Origin of the sequence: Photobacterium sp. GB-72 (assembly GCF_003026095.1) — a bacterium.
Classification (GTDB): Bacteria; Pseudomonadota; Gammaproteobacteria; order Enterobacterales; family Vibrionaceae; genus Photobacterium.
Genome location: NZ_PYNV01000028.1, coordinates 1 through 16,658, shown reverse-complemented (window position 1 = coordinate 16,658; position 16,658 = coordinate 1). Strand labels below are relative to the sequence as shown.

Sequence of the window (16,658 nt, the reverse complement as noted above, 5' to 3'; positions counted from 1 at the left end):
TTTTTATCCAAAGCTGGCAGATAGCGATCCGACCGTCATGGTCCAGCCATCAGCGAGTACAAACACAATTAATTTGAAAGGAAGAGAGATAATCAGCGGTGACAGCATCATCATACCCATTGCCATCAAAACACTGGCAACCACGAGATCGATGATCAAAAAAGGAATGAACAACATAAAACCAATTTGAAAGGCTGTTTTAAGCTCACTGATCACAAAAGCAGGTAACACGATAGCAAACGAAATATCTTCCACATCTTGGTCTAATGGTTCGTTGGCAATACGCATCATCTGCTCTAAAGCACTTTGATGGGTTTGTTTTAACATGAAATCACGAACGGGCTTTTCGGCAGTATCAAAGGCTTGTAAAAGGGTAATATCTCCGTTGTCATAAGGGACAAAAGCATTATCGTAGACATCAGTCCAGACCGGACGCATGATCAAAATTGTTAAAGAGAGCGCGATACCCACCAGTATTCTATTTGGCGGGCTCTGCTGTAAACCCAGTGCTTGGCGCAAAATAGAAAGTACGATAATGATGCGGGTAAAACTGGTCGCCATTAGCAGAAAGGCAGGGATAAAACTCAGTGCTGTCATTAACAACAAGATTTGTAATTTTACACTGTATTCTTGCTCGCCTTGATCATCTGTAACGGTCAAGAAGTTCAGCCCACTATTGGCTTCTGCGCTCGAAGAAAACAGTACGCCGAGCGCAATAAGTAGCAAAGTGAGTAAATACAGACAATGGCGTTGTTGAGATGTTGTTATCAGCAAGCGGTATCCCTGATCGATCATTTTTTAACTATCCATGGTGTTAAGAGGTGATTCGACGACATCAATTAGCCGTAGGCCATATTTATCATTGATCACAACCACTTCGGCATGGCCCATCAGTGACCCATTCACTTTCACATCAAGCGGTTCACCGTTGAGTTTATCTAGCTCAATCACACTGCCTTCACCGGCTTTCATTAACTCACCTAATGAGATTTCTGTGCTTGAGACCTCAAGAGTCACAGTCACGGGGATCTTTTTGAAAAAACTTAAGCTACGTTGCGACATGCTGCTATTAAGTTGAGGTGTTTCATCAAATTGTTCTAACTGAATATCGTCGAAATTGAGGTCATCACCATTAAATAGGTCGGATTCGTTAATATCGCTCATGCTTATGTGTCCTTACTGGTGTTGATGATTAAAACAAGTTGACCGTTTTGCTCTGCGACATGGCCGTTAAATAAATGCTCTTGACCAATACTGATCGGAGAGGATTGCAGTAAATCAATATCAAAGATGTCACCGGGCTTTAGCTGCAATACTTGGTCTAAAGGCATCTGTCTTTCGCATAAAACTGTATTGAGTTTGACCTTGGTCGATTCAAGTTGCTGACTAAAGAGTGCATTAAGTTCAGATGTGGGTTGTAAGCCAATAACACTGGTTAATGTTTGAATTAATGCGGAATCAATACAGATGATGATGTCGCCAATCGTCTCTTCGCAGGTAACGGAAAGTTGAATGACTAAGCCGATATCATCTGATAGTGAATTATCACAGGCTTGCCACATATTTTCTGGTGCTATCTGGGCTGAAAAAAGTCGTCCTATGCGTTCTTGTAACCGCAAATCACTCGTTGTAATCGTTTGACTTTTAGCACTATTAAGACGATTTACAGATGAGTGATAAAAGCGATCGGCGAGTACAATGAGCAATGGCGCAGAACAGCGAAAATTCATCATCCCCCCGTCATTATGGGCCACCGTAAATGCCGCATGTTGTCCCTGTTTTGGCGATTGAAAATCAATACTAGTAACCGACATCGTCAGTTCATGGGTTTTCACCCACTTTTGTATTTGGTCAGTTAATCCCAGTAATGAATTACTTAAAATATTAGCTAATTCATCTTTGATTATATGAATAGGTTTTCCTAGCAATTCCACATTCAATATGGGATATCTATTGTCAAAATCTGATTTTATATATTCCATAGTTATCATAGTTAAGAGGGTAAAAACAAAGTGTAGTTGATGTTTATTCGTAATATATAAATATGTTTATCGCGTTTATAACTATGAAGATATAAATTAAAAATTTTTAAGAGCAAAAATGTGACTTTAGTTCATAGCATTAGTATTCGATGAAATAAAAATTGTTTTAATGTTTAAATTTAAAAAACTTCGATTATGATGAAGTTAAATCAAATGGAAGTGTGTTACTAAACTTATGATTAATAATGGAATAATATTAGACTTTAGTATGACATTAAATCGTTAATATAAACGTCAAAAAAATGCCCTTAAGAGCGTCAAATAATATTTATTCGACTTGTTTTCTATGGTTATTAAATAGATATATTCAAGCGTTAGAATATTAGGGTTAAATATAAAATCGCCATAAGATTTTTTGGCTATAATAAATCATGTGATTAATAGGTAGAGGTGAGTGCTTATTATGACACTCATAAAATATACAATTATATTTATATATTCGATTTTTATTTCTTTATTCTTTTCCATGAGTTCTGTCGCTAAAGAGTTATTTTTACCGATGGATCTTGTTTCGTGGGAATCTAAAGGCGATAAATTTAGTTGTTCATTGAGTCAAACCATTAGCCAATTTGGGGCAATTACCTTTGTTGCGAAACCTAAGCAGCCACTTGGTATACAGGTACAAAGCTACCATGTAAAACCGCCTTATGAGCGTGCCATATTGAGCCAAGTACAGTCACCTTGGGCATTGAATACCGCACCTATCACAGTCGATGAGGTGGATTTAGATAAAAAATCAGGACAAGTCTCTTTTTATACTGATATTGAACTGTTACTTGAAGCCATGGCGCAAGGTAATTGGTTAGGAGTAAGGCTGTCATCGTCGAACCAAAACAACACGTTTGATGTAACAGTCCCTTCAGTGAATATGGCTCATGCAATGGCTGATTTTAATTTGTGTCGAGCCAAGTTACCTGCAATGGCATACCAAGATGCGAGAGACGTAGTATTGCAATTTAAGTTAGGTCAACGTGTGGTCAGTTCATCACAAAAACAAATCTTGGCTGATTTAGCGAGTTATTTAAAACATGACAAAAATGTCAAACGTGTATTGATTGATGGGCATACAGACAATGTTGGCTCCAATGTTGCCAATTTACAGATTTCAAAAATTCGTGCTGACGATGTAGCCAGCATTCTGCGTGAAAACGGTGTGCGTTCATCGCTGATGGAAATTCGCTCTCATGGTTCTCGCTATCCTGTTGCCAACAACAATACCCAAGATGGAAAAGCTAAAAATCGTCGCGTGACTATTCGCGCTATTCGCAAGGAAGATGCAGTAAAAAGGAAGGGTAGCTAATGCAGCCTAACAATATTCAATTAGTCGAGCCAAATTTAAGTGCAGCAAACCAAATTATTGCTGTGCTTGAAGGCAATGGTTATAGCGTTAATCACTTCACTTCTGGACGTGCTGCGTTATATCAATCTCGCTCAGCCATTACTTTGGTCAGCTCGCATATCACAGATATCTCACTGACTGATTTTATTCGCCAATTCCATCAAAAAGCTGTCGCGACTCACCGTGCTTCCACACCTATTTCTATTGCTATTGTCGATCAAGCGCAAGGAATGATGGCGGCGGATGCAATGAAAGCAGGCGCAACCGATTATTTACTACGTCCTTTTGAATCTGAACAGTTACTGGGCTTACTCGCGCGCGTTGAAGCGCTAGATAAACCCTTAACCAATATCGTGGTGGAATCATGGCGTAGCAAGCAAGTGTTGCAGTTAGCACACCGTGCGGCAGGGACAAACGCGACCGTATTGATCACCGGTGAATCTGGCACCGGGAAAGAAGTATTAGCGCAATATGTGCACCAACATTCTTCGCGTTCAAATGCGCCTTTTGTTGCCGTTAACTGTGCCGCTATTCCTGAATCCATGCTCGAAGCAGTGTTGTTTGGTCATGTGAAAGGGGCGTTTACTGGCGCGACACAAACGCAAACCGGTAAATTTGAAGAAGCCAATGGGGGGACGATTTTATTAGATGAAATCGCTGAAATGTCGCCCAGTCTTCAAGCTAAATTATTGCGTGTGTTGCAAGAGCGTGAAGTCGAAAAAGTGGGGAGTCATAAAACCGTTCCATTGGATATTCGCGTCATAGCGTCAACCAATAAAGATCTTCGTGTAGAAATTCAAAAAGGGACGTTCCGAGAAGATCTTTATTACCGTTTAGATGTGCTGCCGTTGCATTGGCCATCACTGCGAGATCGAAGCGCTGATATTCTTCCTCTGGCGCGATTTTTCATCAATAAATATCAAATGGGAAGTGCGTGCCAGTTGTCGGAAGATGCGTGTTTTGCACTGTCTAAATATCACTGGCCGGGCAATATCCGAGAGTTAGAAAATGTCATGCAACGAGCCTTGGTGATGCGTCATGGTGATTTCATTACCGCACAAGATTTAATGTTGCCAATTGATCCTAATGCTGCGCCATCTTTACCTCAAACGGAGGGAGGGAATGGTCGGGTAGAAGCGAAGAAAATGGCAGAATTTCAATACATTATCAAAATTCTTAAACAATTCGGTGGTAACCGAACCAAGACGGCTCAGCAATTGGGCGTTACTACTCGCGCACTGCGTTACAAGTTAGCCGCGATGCGTGAACAGGGAATAGACATCGATGCTGTATTAGGTTCTGCGGCATAAAAGGAGAGTTAAATGAGCACAAATAATTCGCTACCGTCTGTATCATCTGAACAACTCATGCTTGATAAAATGCAGCAGATGCAGCAACGCACTCAAGCTGATTTCATCGTAAAACCTAATCTGATGCAGGTCGACGCAACCAATACACAGTTTGCCGCTTCGCCATTGTCATTTTCGCAAGCCATGACAGGTGTTTTAAACACCGTTAATCAACATCAAAAAATCGCCAGTGACAAAGTGACAGCGGTTGAATTGGGGAAAAGTGATGACTTAGTAGGCGCGATGGTAGCTAGCCAAAAAGCCAGTTTATCTTTTTCAGCCCTTATGCAAGTGCGTAATAAAGTGGTTGCGTCATTTGAAGATGTTATGAAGATGCCGGTGTAACTTATGTCTGAAATCATTGCCCAACCATCGATGACCAATACGGCAACAGGTTCAACTGCGAGCAGTGGGTTGTCGTCAAATCCGTATATTAATAACCTTAAAAACCTTTGGCATAGCAGTCAGCGCAATTTGGTTTTATCTGCTGTGCTTGCTGCAATTGTCGCTGCCATTATTGTGGTAGCGCTATGGAGTTCAAGTCAAAATTATCGCCCGTTATACGGGCAGCAAGAACGTTTTGATAGCGGCGAAATCATCTCGGTATTAGAAACAGAAGGGATCCCTTACCGCCTACAAGAAGCCAACGGACAAGTGCTGGTGGCAGAAGGTGAGGTCGCAAAAATTAGGATGTTACTGGCAGCAAAAGGGATCAAAGCCAAGTTACCGACAGGGCTAGATTCATTAAAAGAAGATTCGTCGTTAGGCACCAGCCAGTTCATGGAAACCGCACGTTACCGTCATGGATTGGAAGGCGAGTTAGTGCGTACTATTATTGCCCTTGATGCTATTGCTAATGCCCGCGTTCACTTAGCCATTCCACGAAAAACCTTATTTGTTCGCCACAATGCGGAAGCGCCAACAGCGTCAGTAATGGTTGAGCTAAAACCGGGTGAAGATCTAAAAACTGAGCAAGTTGAAGCCATCATTAACCTTGTTACTGGCAGTGTGACAGGAATGAAGACAGAAAATGTGTCAGTTGTTGATCAGTATGGGCGTTTACTCAGTGCTGATATTGGCTCGACTGAAATGGGTAAAGTGAATGCTAAATACCTCGACTATCAGAAGAATCTCGAAAAGCAGGTGATCCAACGTGCCGCTGACATGCTAACGCCGATTGTCGGACCAAGTAATTACCGCGTGCAAGTCGCTGCTGATCTTGATTTTAGCCATGTCCAAGAAACCAAAGAGGTGGTTGATTCAACGCCTGTAGTGAAAAACGAGCACCGTATTGAAAATAACAGTATTGATAATATTGCTTTAGGTGTGCCGGGTTCATTAAGTAACAAGCCACCCGTTACTGGCGAAGAAGAGAACAAAGACAGTAAAAACACCAATGAACGAACGGAAATTAATCGTCAATATGCGTTAGGCAGCAGTGTTCGCCATACCCAATATCAACAAGGCAAATTAAATAAACTCAATGTCTCTGTGTTGCTTAATTCTACCGCTGCGCCAAATGGTAAAGCATGGACAGAAGCGGAAACACAGCAAATTAGCAATATGATCAAAGATGCGGTAGGGATCAGCGCTGCTCGTGGCGATAGTTTGAGTATTTTAAGTTTCAACTTCACACCGATTGCAATTGATGCGCCACCTGCTATTCCGTGGTGGCAAGATCCAACCGTTCAGCAACCACTACGCTACATGATCGGCGGTATTCTCGGCTTATCGATGATCTTTTTTGTGCTAAGACCGCTTATTAGTCATTTAACAGGATTAGATCGTCGACGTGATGAGTTAACTTTTGCGGAAGAAGATATGGCGCACTCTTACGATGAAAGCCTGCAAACTCGCGAAGAGCAAGAACACGAAGAAACGTTAAATGAGCGTTTAGCCGCGAAAGGGATAAACGGGACGAATAACGCCTTTAGTGCCAACAATGATTTGCTGCCACCACAGGGCTCGCCATTAGAAATCCAACTTAAACACTTACAGCTTATTTCAAGCGAAGAGCCAGAGCGTGTTGCTGAAGTCTTAAAACAATGGGTGAATGTTAATGAGTCAATCACAAACAAAAAATCAGACGGATAGTAAAACCCCTGCACTGACTTATGTTGATAAAACAGCCGTCGTATTGTTGGGAATGGGAGAAGATGCCGCCGCGGAGGTATTGAAGCACTTTACCCGTGATGAAGTGCAGCGTGTGACCCGTTCGATGGCGGCATTAAGTGGTATTCAAAGTGATAGTGCGAAAGGGGTAATTCAGCACTTTTTTGAAGATTTTCGTGCGCACAGTGGTATTCGTGGCGCATCGAAAGAATACCTTTCAAATACTTTGCGTAAAGCGTTGGGTAATGATTTAGCCAAAGGGTTACTTAATAACATTTATGGTGATGAATTACGTAACAACATGCAGCGATTGCAATGGGTGGATGCAGAATTATTGGCTAAATACGTTAGCCAAGAGCACCCACAAATGCAGGCGATATTCTTAGCCTATTTACCGCCAGAAACCTCATCGAAAGTGTTGGCGAAAATGCCAGTGGATTATCATGACGAGCTGCTATATCGCATCGCACAACTTGATGAAATAGATCATGATGTTGCCGCTGACTTACATGATTTGATTGAACGTTGCATTGCTCATATGTCACAAGCGCAAAATGCACCTATTTTAGGAACGAAGCAAGTTGCCGATATTATCAACCGTTTCGAAGGTGATCGCGGCCAATTAATGGAATTACTCCGTTTGCATGATGAAGACATGGTGCACGAAATTGAAACCAATATGTTTGACTTTATGGTGCTTGGTCGCCAGAAAGAATCGACCATGGATAGATTGGTGCAAGAAATTCCTGTTGCGACGTGGGTGATTGCGTTAAAAGGTGCTGAGATCAGCTTACAACAAGCGATTAAACGTTCAATGCCACAGCGTATGGTGAAATCTCTAGAAGATGAAATGGCGCTAAAAGGTGCAGTACCTGTGAGTGAGGTAGAACGCGCCCGCACTGCCATTATGGATCAAGTGCGTGAGCTGGCAGAAAATGGCGAGATTGATCTTCAGCTCTATCAGGAAATGACGGTGGAGTAATGATGAAGAAAGTAAAAATACATCAGTTATCGCCGGGGCAATATCGACCTCATCGCTTTCCTCCTGTGGCAGAGCCAGTAAATCATGGTTTTAATGATGAATTAGGCGATGTTGATCCTGCGATAAATTGGCAAGACAGCCAGTTTGAATTACAACAAAAATTGGATGAAGGCTTTCAACAAGGGCTAAACAAAGGCTATGACGAAGGATTTAACCAAGGCGTTGTGCAAGGTCGTGATCAAGGTGTTATAGAAGGGCAAAAAGACGGTTTTCAACAAGGTTACGGACAAGGTGAACAAGCAGGGCGAGAGATCTTTAGCCAAGCAATAAAACCAGTTGAGAAAATCTTGTTTGAATTAGAACAATGGCAACAAGAAAAAGACAAACAACAACGTCAGCTTATTTGCGACTTGGTACAAAAAGTGTCGCAACAGGTTATCCGCGCTGAATTGACATTGATGCCACAACAAATTCTCGCTCTAGTAGAAGAAGCATTGGATGCGATTCCGGGTAAAACAGAAAAAATCATCATTGAACTTAACCCACAAGATATTGATCGGATTCATACCATCAATAAGAGCTTACCTGAGTCTTGGAAGCTGATTGCTAATCCCACATTACCCGTCGGTGGTTGTCAGCTGATAACCGATAACGCAGAAGCCGATGTGGGGTGTGATGCGCGACTAGAAGCCTGTATCGAGAATGTGCAGCAACATTTAGTTGAGCAGAATCACCCGTTAGATACCCCAATCCGTGTTGAACAAGGAGATCAGCATGAATCGTCTTCAAGCGGATAGTTTAACCGCACTTGCCGCTCTTGATAGTGTGCCTATTGCACGGGTCACGGGGCGGTTAGTCAAAGTGAATGGCTTAATGCTACAAGCCGTGGGGTGTCGTTTTAAACTTGATCAACGTTGCTTAATCGTCGCTGATGATGGTGAGCAGATTGAAGCACAAGTGGTCGGTTTTGATCACAACATTGCGTATTTAATGCCAGTTCGCCAACTCGGTGGATTATACGCAGGCGCAAAGGTGATCCCGATGCAAGGTGGCAGTACAGTGAATGTGAGCCACAAGTGGATTGGACGAGTTGTTAATGGGTTAGGAGAGCCGCTAGATAATGGTTCACCGCTACAAGGTGGTGAGTGTTTATCGTTAGAACCAAAGCCTATTAATCCAATGAAACGCCAGCCAGTTGAATCACCATTAGATGTTGGTATTAAAGCGATTAATGGTTTACTGACTGTTGGTAAAGGTCAGCGCATTGGCTTAATGGCGGGCAGTGGCGTAGGTAAAAGTGTCTTGATGGGGATGATCACCAAATACACTGCCGCCGATATTATTGTGGTGGGGCTGATTGGTGAACGTGGTCGAGAAGTCCGTGAATTCATTGAGCGTAGCTTAGGTGAGGAAGGACGAAAACGTGCAGTGATCATCGCCGCGCCTGCTGATGAATCACCACTCATGCGTTTACGAGCGACCAAGCTTTGTCACCGCGTTGCCGAATACTTTCGTGATCAAGGCAAAGACGTATTGCTACTGATGGACTCATTAACCCGATATGCGATGGCGCAGCGTGAAATTGCACTCGCACTAGGAGAGCCGCCAGCTTCTCGGGGTTATCCACCGTCAGTATTCAGTTTATTACCACAATTACTAGAACGTGCTGGTAACGGAGAGAATCCCAATGGCAGTTTAACTGCGATTTATACCGTGTTAGCAGAAGGGGACGATCAGCAAGATCCGGTAGTGGATTCTGCTCGCGCCATTTTAGACGGTCATATTGTGTTATCTCGCACATTGGCAGAGCAAGGGCATTATCCAGCCATTGATATTAATGCTTCCATCAGCCGATGTATGAGCAGTTGTACTGAGCAAGCCCATGTCACCGTTGCGAATCAATTTAGACAGTTAAATGCGAATTATCAGCAAGTAAAAGAGCTACTTCCATTAGGTGGCTATCAACAAGGACAAGATCCTGAATTAGATCAAGCGGTAATGATGCAACCTCAGCTTAAACAGTTTTTGCAGCAGCCTGTGACTGAACACTGTGATTACCAAGCGAGCCTAACCCAATTAGCTAACTTGTTTTCAGTCAATCAATCCAGTCCGTCAGCACCATAGCCACACCGTGTTTTAGGAAATGGAGCAAGAATAAACCATGAATTTGCCAGTCAAAGCTGTTGAGCAATTACAACGATTATCAGAGCAAAAGCGCGATAAACTCAGTGCTATTTACCAGCAGCAGCGCCGGCAAGTGGATAATTATCAGCAACAACTTCAGTTATTAAGCCAGCTAAAACAGCATTATATGGGGGCTGAACAAACACACGGCTCTGCGATTAACAGTGCGATGTTAAATAACAGCAATCAATTAACGTCACAGTTAACGACCATGATTGATCATCATCAGCATGAGCAAGCGATCATGAGTGCGGAATGTGATCACAGTGAGCAGCAATTACAAGCCAGTAATCAACAAGTTAAACGCTTTGAAGAAGTAAAAAAACGCTGGCTTGCCAAACAACAATATGAACAAGCCCGTAAAGAGCAAAAGCAATTAGAAGAGTTGATTAACTTGCGGCATAAAAAGCGCAAGGTCTGAAGTGCTCACTATAAAGGAGATATTATTGAAAATGTATATGAGCTGCTAATCAACAAATTTAATACTTTGATTTCTAGTTATATCCTCTTTATCGCTTATTATTAAAAGTTTTTATCTCGTCAGCAATACTCCCCAATCGCATTTTATACCTCATTCTTACACTCTAAAAATGTAATCAATGACGATTAATTTTAATCACGCTCCCTAAATAACGCTTGAACCGTTGTGCAAAGTGCTGATTGATATATTTAACGGTTAATATGCTAAGCGATGTTTCTAGTGAGCGAGTAATGCGATGGAGTGCACTGCTATCGTTATCGACTGTTGTCGCCAGATGAGTATGGTTACGAACCATTAAATAACAATCATGTAAGGATACAACAATGATCAAAAATTATTTCAAACTAAAAAAAATATTTAGCTACATTGGTACCTTCTGTTTAATTACTGCAAGTAACTCGGCTACTGCATTCTATGATGCCTACCCTGAAAGTGAAGGGCCTTATATTAGTGGCTCGGCATCTGAAAATTTTACGTGGTTAGGCGAAGATTTCTCAAGCTACCCTAATAGTCAGCAGCTAGAATGTTCGAATAATAAAAGCGCCATCGATCATTTTGATGTTACTTCAGGATGTTTACAGTCTAAATCTGTGGATAGTGGGAAGTTAGGTTGGACGAACGATAAAGTCTTTCGTGTCGTCGCGATAGGAAAAGACAATAATGGCAATGAAATAAAGTACACCGACCAAACGAATCAATATAGGGCGTACATTAAAGCATGGAAAAATTTCGGCACTATACCTGCTTGGTCTGGCTTACATGCGTTTGCTCGTTACCAAACATCTGATGATTTATATGTAGGCTCTATTCGTTATGACGGTAATGTAACGATTAAAGTAAAATACCAAGGTTCATACACTACTCTGGCTCAAACCAAATTAAGCAATGGCGTTAAAAACTACCTTAATACAGAGGGGAAGCTTGCCGCTGGTCAATGGTATGACATTCACTTTTCTGTAGTAGGTAATAAATTAACGTTGGCCCTAGATGGTGTCGAATTATTGTCGGTAAACAATGATTTATTAACTGAGGGTACTATCGGTATCCGCACCGATAACCTATCTGCTTACCTTGATGATTGGCAGTTGCTATCGAGTAATTCAATAGTTATTGATCCCCCAACAGATCCTGAAATACCCACTGATCCCGAAACACCAGCACAGGTCGTTGAATTTATCCCCGGAAAAACCAAAGCCATCAATGGTGAGATCTATTCGTATGATGGGCAGTGTTATCAAGCCAAAAATAGCCCTGGCAGTTGGGAGGTTCCAAGTAACGCGTCATGGTTTTGGGATGCGGTTGAATGCATAGATAATCCTTCGCCACCCACTGATCCTGAACTACCGACAGAGCCTGTACCACCAACAGATCCTGTGCAGCCAACAGATCCTCTACCACCAACAACTGCTGTTGAGTTTATACCGGGTTCAACAAAGGTTAAAAACGGAGATACAGTGACTTATAACAATATTTGTTATCAGGCAAAGAACAATCCGGGTAGCTGGGAAATTCCAAGTTCAACGTCTTGGTTTTGGACTGTGGTGAGTTGTCCATAATCCACAGTAATATAAGCATTAAACCTCAGTCTCACATTAAGGCTGAGGTTTATTTACAGCAAAGTGTAAATGTATTTCACAAGCCCAATAATGTACTTACAACTACTTCACTACACAATAAACTTGGTCGTTCTGTTGGTGCATCGACATGGTGATTAAATAATGGAAATTAAAGAAATACATATTGCAAAATGTCACTGTGGTGCTGTTGAGTTAGAGCTGACGATGCCAAATGGATTAGAAGATCCTCGTCGTTGTTCATGTTCTATGTGTCGAAAACGTGGTGCCATCGCTGCTTCTGTATTACTTGAAAACCTAAAGATAATAAAGGGAGAAGATAACTTGACCCTTTATCAATTCAATACAAAGACGGCTAAACATTACTTCTGTAAGACTTGCGGTATCTATACTCATCATCAAAGACGTTCTAATCCCCATCAATTTGCAATTAATGTTGCATGTCTTGATGGCGTTAATCCTTATGATTTGGAGCCCGTCAAAATTTACGATGGGATCAATCACCCAAAAGATACGATCAACTTGTAACTGCAAACATTTATGCGTGTTATAGGAAAGTGTATAAGATTACACTCCAATACATTGTTTTAGTGACACTTTAGTGCTTAAAGTAATGGGGTAGTGCTGCCCATATTTTAATTAAGCGTGATATGTTCTTATTTATAGGAGCAAACGAATGGATTTAAGTGTTAAACAAAAATTTGAAACGTATCCTGATGAAGTAACAGAGTCTCTCTTAGTTATTCGTTCACTTATCATAAATACAGCAAATGAACATGGGATTGCTGATTTAATCGAAACACTAAAGTGGGGAGAGCCAAGTTATATTTCTAAAATTGGAAGCACTATTAGATATGACTGGAAACCCAAATTCCCAAATGAATATCGTATTTACTTCCACTGCCAAACAACCTTAGTTGATACCTTTAAAGAGGTATACGGAAATACCTTTGAGTATGAAGGTAATCGGGCATTAATATTTAAGCTTGGCGACCATGTTCCAACGAAAGAGTTGTCACACTGCATATCTATGGCATTACGCTACAAAAAGATAAAACACCTTGATTTGTTAGGTGCTTAGAACATATAACAAAGTAATTAAACAAAGATAATACGCTGTGGGCTTGTTTCTATTGTCGGTTAACAGGCTATAAAATTAGTTGCGTTAAATTATATATAGCCTAAACAAGTTGATATTAATTTGCCCACGCACATTCTTACGTTTGAACTTTAGATTAATTAGTTACTGTATTGAGAATTCTGTGAATACCGAGGGAGAAGTTTAGTGATCACAATAAGGAAAGCAACTCAAGCAGATGCGGTTTTAATTCATGCGTTGAGAAGCCGCGCAATCTTAGATAAATGCTCAGCGTACTACAGTAAAGAACAGCTTTCATTGTGGACTGATGGGGGAGTGTCTGACGGATTCATTCAAGATGTGCTGGAAACTTTCTATGTTTCTGTCACTGATGGGCGAGTTATTGGTAGTGGTAAACTCAATATTGAAACCGGTATGGTTGATGCTATTTTTGTTGATCCTGAGTACTGTGGAATAGGTGCGGCAAAGCAGATGCTTACTTTTTTGGAAAACTTGGCTAAAGAAAACGGCCTATTGTTGCTGAAATTAGAATCCACGATAAATGCGGCGCCTTTCTATCGCTCATGTGGGTTTATAGGGGAGAAACTATCTACCTATCATTCACCAAGAGGCATTAGTTTGGATTGTATTCCAATGCAAAAGCCACTGGTAAAGCACGTTTAATAAACTCATTTTTGCCCCCAAATGGCTTGAGGTACTTCATTTACCACAAATTACGGTTGTGGTAACTCTTCTACCACAACTTACCACTAATTGAGATACCATCAAAAGCATGTCAGTCCAATGGGCTAGTTCTCTTGGCTAGCTCATATCAGCCCCAAAGTTACTTAGAACAAATACTCATTAATATCGCATTAACGTGATTTTGGATTAGTTTTATTTACTGTATATATCAACAGTTTAATGATACGTGGTGATTTTATCGCATGAGTTCTGTTTTTAATAAGAAATATTTCTTGTTAAAAAAGGAATAAAATCCATAACCGATTGAAAATTAATTAATTTAACATTCTATATTGTATTAAATAAGACTGATTAAATACATTTCTTACTTTTCACATCCCCTCACAAAGCGTTATATGTAAAAAAGTGCTATCAACTTCATGATATATAAAGATTATGTCGAGTATAATAAAAGTGTTTTATGAGTATACTTTTGCGCGAAAGTAAGAATGCTTATTAATATACTGTTATGCTTACAAGGAAAATACAGTGAAACTTGAACAAAAAATTCCTCCTCTATTACTTACATTTTTATTTGCTGGCTTTATGAAGCTCATAAGCTTTATTACACCAAGCTTTAATTTAAACTTCCCATTTGCACTAGAACTATGCTTCTTATTTATTGTATTAGGTATTAGCTTTGCCCTCGCAGGTGTTTATTCGTTTAAAAAACACAAAACAACTGTTAACCCTGTAAGCACCGATAATGTATCAACCCTAGTTAATACTGGTATTTTTGGTTACACTCGAAATCCAATGTATGTCGGTATGTTTACTACTTTATTAGGGTACGCATTACTTTTGTCTAACCCTATAAACTTATTAATACTAATTATGTTTATTCTTTACATGAATAAATACCAAATAACACCAGAAGAAACCTTTTTAACATCTACTTTTGGTAATGAGTATGTTGCTTATAAAAATAACGTCAAACGATGGCTGTAATTGTAAGCATAACAAGCGCTTCAACGGGAAATTTACAGCTTGGCTCCCGTCGCTACGCTCCGTAATTATAGCCAAGCCATAAATTCCCGTTAAGCGGGCGTTATGTGTAGATTGAGGATTTAGAGAATTGAGAAGCACAGTATTAAAGAATATCCGTCAGCGTTCCAAATCGCTGCTTGAATTAGTTGAGTCTCTTGAGCCCTCACTGCTTGAGGTACAATTAGATGTGCCAAAGAGTAAATCAATTGGTGAGCACATGTGGTGTATTGTAGGTGCAAGAGAAAGTTACGCACGTTCACTCTTAGTTGGTAAGTGGGACGGTTTTACTTGCTCTCTTGAAAATACTAACAACCTACTTGATATCGTAGCAAAGCTAAAGTCTTCAGAGGTCAAGTTCGAAGAAGCGGTTACTACCATAAAGAGTTGGACAGAGGAGAGAGATGATTTATTAGTTGACTTACTTGAGCATGAATCAATGCACGAAGGGCAGTTGATTAGGCATGTTTATGCCCTTAAGCAAGAAGTGCCAAAGTCAGTAAAATGGGCGTAAACACATATCCTTATCTGTTATATGCACCTCGGAGTATTGTCGTAATGGAAATAAACACCTTAGTATTGTTTGTAATTGCAGCTCTATCTATAAACCTGATACCTGGGCCTGATGTAATTTACATTGTAACGAATACAATGAAAGGGAAAATGAAGTCAGGTATTAAAGCTTCACTGGGTTTAGGTGTTGGTTATTTGATTCATACATTAGCTGCTGTTTTAGGTCTTTCTGCATTAATTCTTAGTTCTGCATTTTTATTTGCGATAATCAAGTATTTAGGTGCGGCTTACTTACTCTATCTTGGCGTAATATCAATTATTAATTGTTACCGTAACAATTCTAAAATTTGTGTGGAAATTTCAGATGAAAAACAAAGTAATGTTTTCAAGCAAGGCGCCATCGTTAGTGTATTAAACCCTAAAGTCGCAATGTTCTTTTTAGCATTCCTGCCTCAGTTTATTGATCCAACGGGAGTTAATGCTACAAGCGAGTTGCTGACTTTAGGTTTGTTATTTAGTCTGTTAGCAACATGTTGTAACTTGTTCTATGCCAGTTTAGGAAGTATTTTGTTTAGTAGTCCTAAAGCTCAGAAATACTCAAGAACACTTGAAGGAGTATCAGGTACAATCTTAATTGGTTTAAGTGCAAAGATAGCCTTAAGCAGCAATAAATAGTGCATATAACAAATAAGGATATGTGTCGCGTAGCCGACACCTATCCGAAGTGTTGGACAAGCCCAAGCCACCTTATATAAGTAAATATTGGAAATAGCATGAAGGGGGATGCCAAAAAGAAGTCGAGCGTTATCCTTGGTGTGAACCAATAATATTAATACCCTGATTTATAATAAAATTCTCTTTAATTATGAAGCGTGAAAGCCATTATTCTTATTATTTAACGTCGGTTATCTGGGTCGAAATATTCCCGTTAATTGCATGACATGTTGGCAGCAGGGGCAAAAGGGTTGGGCTTTTATACGTACCGTTTTATTCGGTGAGGGCAACGTTAGTTGCCCGGCTAACATGAACATAAATTGGATTGCTTGAAGCAGCTTCTTTTCATGACCCCGCAGCAGACCATAATCACGTATTCGTCGAAACCCTTTTGGTAACACATGTTGCAATATCAACCAAAGAAATTGCAACACGGGTAACGTGCGTGTCTTCATCGTTTGAGTTTGGCTATCTTTATAACGAAATGTCACCTGTTCATTATTGATATACAGAATGTCTTTATCCGCAATTACCCCTCGATAAAGGTATGTCGATAAATACA

At 40.4% G+C, this 16,658-nt stretch carries 19 protein-coding genes; 15 read left to right on the top strand and 4 right to left on the bottom strand.

Going from position 1 to position 16,658, the window contains the following annotated elements; all coding sequences use genetic code 11:
• Window positions 1–3: 3 nt before the first annotated feature.
• Genes fliP through C9J40_RS20750 form a run of 3 tightly spaced genes read right to left on the bottom strand, consistent with a single transcriptional unit; the run spans window position 4 to window position 1,934 of the window.
• Window positions 4–795 carry a flagellar type III secretion system pore protein FliP gene (gene fliP / locus C9J40_RS20760; protein ID WP_107208377.1) on the bottom strand — a complete coding sequence of 264 codons (792 nt, stop codon included), beginning with the start codon at window positions 793–795 and terminating at the stop codon, window positions 4–6.
• Window positions 796–798: 3 nt separating this feature from the next.
• The gene (gene fliN, locus C9J40_RS20755) at window positions 799–1,164 is read right to left on the bottom strand and encodes a flagellar motor switch protein FliN (RefSeq protein ID WP_107247888.1); all 366 of its coding nucleotides are present in this window, start codon (window positions 1,162–1,164) and stop codon (window positions 799–801) included.
• Window positions 1,165–1,166: 2 nt separating this feature from the next.
• On the bottom strand, window positions 1,167–1,934 hold the full coding sequence (locus C9J40_RS20750) for a FliM/FliN family flagellar motor switch protein (protein ID WP_233220340.1): 768 nt from the start codon (window positions 1,932–1,934) through the stop codon (window positions 1,167–1,169).
• A 607-nt stretch (window positions 1,935–2,541) separates the two neighbouring features.
• Between C9J40_RS20750 and C9J40_RS20745 the strand changes: the two genes are divergently transcribed.
• From C9J40_RS20745 to C9J40_RS20680, 15 genes are all read left to right on the top strand, one after another.
• Entirely contained in the window at window positions 2,542–3,342 is an 801-nt protein-coding gene (locus tag C9J40_RS20745; protein WP_233220339.1) for an OmpA family protein, read from the top strand.
• Window positions 3,342–4,691, top strand: a complete 1,350-nt coding sequence (locus tag C9J40_RS20740) for a sigma-54 dependent transcriptional regulator (protein WP_107247885.1) — start codon at window positions 3,342–3,344, stop codon at window positions 4,689–4,691. Before C9J40_RS20745 ends, C9J40_RS20740 begins: the two co-directional genes overlap by 1 nt.
• Window positions 4,692–4,703: 12 nt before the next feature.
• The gene (locus tag C9J40_RS20735; RefSeq protein ID WP_107208381.1) at window positions 4,704–5,075 is read left to right on the top strand and encodes a flagellar hook-basal body complex protein FliE; all 372 of its coding nucleotides are present in this window, start codon (window positions 4,704–4,706) and stop codon (window positions 5,073–5,075) included.
• Between the two features lie 3 nt (window positions 5,076–5,078).
• Complete coding sequence (gene fliF, locus C9J40_RS20730; protein ID WP_107247884.1) at window positions 5,079–6,824, top strand: flagellar basal-body MS-ring/collar protein FliF; 1,746 nt, start codon at window positions 5,079–5,081, stop codon at window positions 6,822–6,824.
• Entirely contained in the window at window positions 6,790–7,824 is a 1,035-nt protein-coding gene (locus C9J40_RS20725) for a flagellar motor switch protein FliG (protein WP_107208383.1), read from the top strand. Before fliF ends, C9J40_RS20725 begins: the two co-directional genes overlap by 35 nt.
• Window positions 7,824–8,621, top strand: a complete 798-nt coding sequence (fliH, locus tag C9J40_RS20720; RefSeq protein WP_107247883.1) for a flagellar assembly protein FliH — start codon at window positions 7,824–7,826, stop codon at window positions 8,619–8,621. The genes C9J40_RS20725 and fliH overlap by 1 nt, the downstream gene beginning before the upstream one ends.
• Complete coding sequence (gene fliI, locus C9J40_RS20715; RefSeq protein ID WP_107247882.1) at window positions 8,599–9,948, top strand: flagellar protein export ATPase FliI; 1,350 nt, start codon at window positions 8,599–8,601, stop codon at window positions 9,946–9,948. Before fliH ends, fliI begins: the two co-directional genes overlap by 23 nt.
• Before the next feature lie 37 nt (window positions 9,949–9,985).
• Window positions 9,986–10,429 carry a flagellar export protein FliJ gene (gene fliJ / locus C9J40_RS20710; protein ID WP_107208386.1) on the top strand — a complete coding sequence of 148 codons (444 nt, stop codon included), beginning with the start codon at window positions 9,986–9,988 and terminating at the stop codon, window positions 10,427–10,429.
• A gap of 383 nt (window positions 10,430–10,812) precedes the next feature.
• Window positions 10,813–12,045 (top strand): hypothetical protein, encoded by a 1,233-nt coding sequence (locus tag C9J40_RS21955; RefSeq protein WP_146144973.1) that lies wholly within the window; start codon window positions 10,813–10,815, stop codon window positions 12,043–12,045.
• Between the two features lie 162 nt (window positions 12,046–12,207).
• Entirely contained in the window at window positions 12,208–12,591 is a 384-nt protein-coding gene (locus C9J40_RS20705) for a GFA family protein (RefSeq protein WP_045130267.1), read from the top strand.
• 148 nt (window positions 12,592–12,739) lie between these two features.
• Window positions 12,740–13,144 (top strand): DUF1801 domain-containing protein, encoded by a 405-nt coding sequence (locus C9J40_RS20700; protein ID WP_107247881.1) that lies wholly within the window; start codon window positions 12,740–12,742, stop codon window positions 13,142–13,144.
• A 204-nt stretch (window positions 13,145–13,348) separates the two neighbouring features.
• Window positions 13,349–13,825: a GNAT family N-acetyltransferase gene (locus C9J40_RS20695; RefSeq protein WP_199188139.1), complete on the top strand. Its 477-nt coding sequence runs from the start codon at window positions 13,349–13,351 to the stop codon at window positions 13,823–13,825.
• A gap of 549 nt (window positions 13,826–14,374) precedes the next feature.
• Window positions 14,375–14,833 (top strand): isoprenylcysteine carboxylmethyltransferase family protein, encoded by a 459-nt coding sequence (locus tag C9J40_RS20690; RefSeq protein ID WP_233218533.1) that lies wholly within the window; start codon window positions 14,375–14,377, stop codon window positions 14,831–14,833.
• Between the two features lie 127 nt (window positions 14,834–14,960).
• Window positions 14,961–15,383, top strand: coding sequence for a hypothetical protein (locus tag C9J40_RS20685; protein WP_107208391.1), 423 nt, complete (start codon window positions 14,961–14,963; stop codon window positions 15,381–15,383).
• Window positions 15,384–15,427: 44 nt separating this feature from the next.
• Window positions 15,428–16,057 (top strand): LysE family translocator, encoded by a 630-nt coding sequence (locus C9J40_RS20680; RefSeq protein WP_107208392.1) that lies wholly within the window; start codon window positions 15,428–15,430, stop codon window positions 16,055–16,057.
• A 230-nt stretch (window positions 16,058–16,287) separates the two neighbouring features.
• Here C9J40_RS20680 and C9J40_RS20675 read toward each other — a convergent pair.
• On the bottom strand, window positions 16,288–16,658 hold a 371-nt coding region (locus C9J40_RS20675), incomplete at its 5' end, for a transposase (RefSeq protein ID WP_199188137.1).